Consider the following 3,919-nt stretch of genomic DNA (forward strand, 5'->3'; position numbering starts at 1 on the left):
GCCAGCGTGCGTGCCAGGCGCCTCAGATCAGTGGAAGGAGTCGCCGCAGGCGCATGAACCGGTGGCGTTGGGGTTGTCGATGGTGAACCCCTGCTTCTCGATGGAGTCCACGAAGTCGATCATGGCGCCGTTGAGGTAGGGAACGCTCATCCGGTCGACGACCACGGACACGCCGTCGAAGTCGGTCACGACATCACCGTCGAGGGTGCGCTCGTCGAAGAAGAGCTGGTAGCGCAGGCCGGAGCAGCCACCGGGCTGCACGGAGATGCGCAGGCTCAGGTCGTCGCGACCCTCCTGCTCAAGGAGGCTCTTCACCTTCCCGCTGGCGACGTCGCTCAAGTTGATGGAGTCGGCGCGGCGTTCGGTCGTCTGCTCGGTCATGTAGCTGGGCTCCCTGTGCGTGGGTGCTGGTTGTGTCTTAAGGCTCAATCGTCGCACATCATCGGTTATTCCCGGTGGTCGGTGGACCAGGTCCTGGCAACCCTGGCGGCAACCTCGACCAAGGAGTCGTACGCCTGGTTGAACGCCCGCTCCTCACCGACGCTGTCGATGAGGGAGTACGCCGCGTCGATCCCGAGCGTGCGCATCTCGCGCCCACTCATGCTGACTCTCCCCGCCAGCACGATGCAGGGGCGCAGGGCCTCCGCCGCCAGTCTCGCCACCCCGGCCGGCACCTTTCCGGCGGAGCTCTGCGGGTCGAAGGACCCTTCGCCGGTGATCAGCAGATCGGCCCGGGAGGCCAGCTCGGGCAGGCCGAGGACGTCGGCGACGACGTCGAACCCAGGGCGCCGCGTGGCGCCCAGGAGCAGCAGCGCGAACCCGATACCCCCGGCCGCTCCGGCACCCTTCTCCGTACCTGTCGTACGCGACGTGGCGGCCGCGAGGTCCTGGAGCGCGCCGTCCCAGCGGGGCATGGTCTCCTCGGCGAGACCCTTCTGCGCACCGAAGACCTTCACGGCCCCGAAGAGTCCGGTGAGGGGGTTGTCGACGTCGCTGGCGATGACGATCTCGGCACTCGGCGATGCCGGGAGGGTGACCTGGGTGATGCCCTCGAGGCCGGCGACACCGGCATCGAGCGGCCGGTCGGCGGTGGCCCCCAGCGCGGCGAGCACCCCCGCTCCCCCGTCGCTGGTGCCCGATCCACCGAGACCGACCACGACGGTCCTCGCCCCGGTCTCGATGGCCGCGAGGAGCAGCTGGCCCACGCCGTACGAGCTCGCCCGCTCCGCTCCCTTCCCACCGGTCAGGTGCAGGCCGGCAGCCTGGGCCGACTCGACATAGGCGGTCTCTCCCTCGACCAGAACCTGCGCGGCGACGGGCTCACCGTGCGGGCCCCTGACCTCGAGCTCGCGCAGGTCGCCACCGAGGACCTCGTGGAGCAGCTCGAGGAATCCCGGTCCCCCGTCCGCCATCGGCGCCAGCGAGATCTCGGCGGCCGGTGCCGTACGCCGCCAGCCCTCCGCGATCGCGGCCGCCGCCTGGGAGGCGGTGAGCGTACCTGCGTACTTGTCGGGGGCGATCAGCACTCGCATGGCCGAAACCTACCCGCGTGGGGAGGACGCTCGGGCGTTCTGGGCGGAGGTTCCGCTCACGACCATTCCGGATGCGTCGCGTTAAGGTCGTTTCGTGCGGATCTTCGGGCGGCGGGCGAGCGAGTCAGACAACAGGCGGATCACCGCATTCTGGACCTGGTGGACCCAGAAGGGAGCGCTGGCCTGCGGCGCGGCCCTCGAGGCCGACGACCAGGGCGCGCTCGTCACCTTGCTGGCCAAGCGGATCGACGCGATCGAGGCCGGCCTGAGCTGGGAGGTGGGCCCCGGCCCGCTGGGCGGGCGGCTCCTGGTCGTCTCGGCCGGCGGGAACCCGGACCATCGTGCGCTGGCGCGCCGGTGGCTGCTCGCCGCACCAGAGCCCGACGGCGTCTCGCCGTGGGAGTTCAGCGACCAGCGCCCACCGGTCGATGACCCGGTCGAGGCCGTGCTCAGCACTCCTTCCGGCGCCGCCATCCCGCTCGCGGACGTGCGGGTCGCCGCCCGGCAGAGCGGTGCTCGCTTCGATGTCACCGTCTTCCACCCGGCCTTCCCCGACCTCGCCGAGGACGCCCGCCTGCAGGTCGCCTTCCACGCCCTCGACACCACGCTGGGCGAGTCCAGCACGGAGCTCTGGATCGGCGAGGTCGAGGCGACGACCGACCTCCCTCGTGACGCCTTCGGCCTCGAGGCCCTGCGCTCCGCCGTGGGCAACCTCCGCAAGGAGTACGTCGACGCCGACGGCAACCCGGCCTGGGTGCTGCTCCACGGAGAGAGCCCTCAGGGGCCGGTGATCGCGAGCGCGGTGGTGCCGCTGCATCCGGTCATCGCGCCGAACCTGACCCATCATGTGGGCGTGATGGTCCCCTATGTCGGCTTCGCCGAGCGGGGCCTCCCGTCGGCCGCCGCGCTGTGCGAGCTGGCTCTGCTCGAGGACCGGCTCACCTCGACGCTGGGCCCGGACGGCCGGGTCGTGGCCCACGAGACGACCAACGGCGTACGTCTGCTTCATGCCTACGTCGATCCCACCACCTCGGCTCCCCAGCGGCTGGAGGAGACGGTCGGCGGCTGGTCCCACGGTGACGTCGTCACCCGGGTCGACACCGATCCCGCGTGGGACGCTGTCCGGCCCCTGCGTGCCTGATGCATGTATTATCGTCATCATGACGACTGTCGACCTCCCGCTGCTCCCCCTGGGGCGCGGCACCGACCTGAACTCCGAGCGTGGCGTCGAGTGTCCCGGTGACCTCCCGGCCGCATCCGACCCTGACCTGGTGAAGCGCGCCCTCGCCGCCAAGGAGAAGCTCGGCGAACGCGTGTTCGTTCTCGGACACCACTATCAGCGCGACGAGGTCATCCAGTTCGCTGACGTGACCGGCGACTCGTTCAAGCTCGCGCGCGACGCGGCCGGGCGGCCGGATGCGGAGTACATCGTCTTCTGCGGCGTGCACTTCATGGCCGAGTCGGCCGACATCCTCACCTCGCCGTCGCAGGCGGTCATCCTCCCCGACCTGGCGGCCGGGTGCTCGATGGCCGACATGGCCCGTCTGGGGCAGGTCGAGAAGGCCTGGGAGGCGCTCTCGGAAGCCGGTGTGGCCGATCAGGTCGTGCCGGTGACCTACATGAACTCCTCGGCTGACATCAAGGCGTTCTGCGGGCGCCACGACGGCGTCGTGTGCACCTCCTCCAACGCCCAGGCGGTGCTGGAGTGGGCGTTCTCGCAGAAGGCTGAGGCAGATGGCGGTGCGAAGGTCCTCTTCTTCCCCGACCAGCACCTCGGCCGCAACACCGCCGTGCTCAAGCTCGGCATCGCCCTGGGCGACTGCGTGGTCTGGGACCCGCACAAGCCCGGCGGCGGGCTCAGCGCCGAGGAGCTGCGGGCGGCGAAGGTGATCCTGTGGAAGGGCCACTGCTCGGTCCACGGCCGCTTCTCCCCCGACGTCGTCGACGACCTGCGCGCCGAGATCCCGGGCGTACAGATCCTCGTCCACCCCGAGTGCCAGCACGAGGTGGTGCTCAAGGCCGACCTCGTCGGCTCGACCGAGTTCATCATCTCGACCATCGAGGCGGCCCCTCCCGGGTCGGCCTGGGCGATCGGCACCGAGCTCAACCTGGTCAAGCGCCTGGCCGCGGCTCACCCCGACAAGCGGATCGTCTTCCTCGACCGAACCGTCTGCTACTGCTCGACGATGAACCGCATCGACCTGCCCCACCTCGTCTGGGCCCTCGAGTCCCTCGCCGAGGGCCAGGTCATCAACCGCATCGAGGTCGACCCCGACACCGAGCACTACGCCAAGCTCGCCCTCCAGCGCATGCTCGATCTCCCCGGGCTGAGCTCAACGACTCTGGCTGAGAAAGACTGACCCCCGCCGAGAAGTCACTTTCGCAGG

4 protein-coding genes are annotated in these 3,919 nt (G+C 70.0%); 2 read left to right on the forward strand and 2 right to left on the reverse strand.

The genetic code is table 11. The features are described 5' to 3' along the window. Positions 1-27: 27 nt before the first annotated feature. Both erpA and ACRDPS_RS00690 read right to left on the reverse strand, forming a co-directional pair. On the reverse strand, positions 28-381 hold the full coding sequence (gene erpA / locus ACRDPS_RS00685) for an iron-sulfur cluster insertion protein ErpA (RefSeq protein ID WP_431499691.1): 354 nt from the start codon (positions 379-381) through the stop codon (positions 28-30). A 65-nt stretch (positions 382-446) separates the two neighbouring features. Then, positions 447-1,532 carry a glycerate kinase family protein gene (locus tag ACRDPS_RS00690; RefSeq protein ID WP_431499692.1) on the reverse strand — a complete coding sequence of 362 codons (1,086 nt, stop codon included), beginning with the start codon at positions 1,530-1,532 and terminating at the stop codon, positions 447-449. A 94-nt stretch (positions 1,533-1,626) separates the two neighbouring features. On the opposite strand from ACRDPS_RS00690, the gene ACRDPS_RS00695 reads away from it, so the two are divergent. Both ACRDPS_RS00695 and nadA read left to right on the forward strand, forming a co-directional pair. Further along, positions 1,627-2,673 carry a DUF695 domain-containing protein gene (locus ACRDPS_RS00695; protein WP_431499693.1) on the forward strand — a complete coding sequence of 349 codons (1,047 nt, stop codon included), beginning with the start codon at positions 1,627-1,629 and terminating at the stop codon, positions 2,671-2,673. Positions 2,674-2,692: 19 nt separating this feature from the next. Beyond that, the gene (gene nadA, locus ACRDPS_RS00700) at positions 2,693-3,892 is read left to right on the forward strand and encodes a quinolinate synthase NadA (RefSeq protein ID WP_431499694.1); all 1,200 of its coding nucleotides are present in this window, start codon (positions 2,693-2,695) and stop codon (positions 3,890-3,892) included. Positions 3,893-3,919: the final 27 nt, after the last annotated feature.

This window comes from Nocardioides sp., assembly GCF_050699375.1.
GTDB lineage: Bacteria > Actinomycetota > Actinomycetes > Propionibacteriales > Nocardioidaceae > Nocardioides.

What these genes read in the sequence shown, in the direction of transcription:
- ACRDPS_RS00690 (WP_431499692.1), bottom strand. Translation starts at nt 1,532, where the DNA reads ATGCGAGTGCTGATCGCCCCCGACAAGTACGCAGGTACGCTCACCGCC.
- nadA (WP_431499694.1), top strand. Translation starts at nt 2,693, where the DNA reads ATGACGACTGTCGACCTCCCGCTGCTCCCCCTGGGGCGCGGCACCGAC.
- erpA (WP_431499691.1), bottom strand. Translation starts at nt 381, where the DNA reads ATGACCGAGCAGACGACCGAACGCCGCGCCGACTCCATCAACTTGAGC.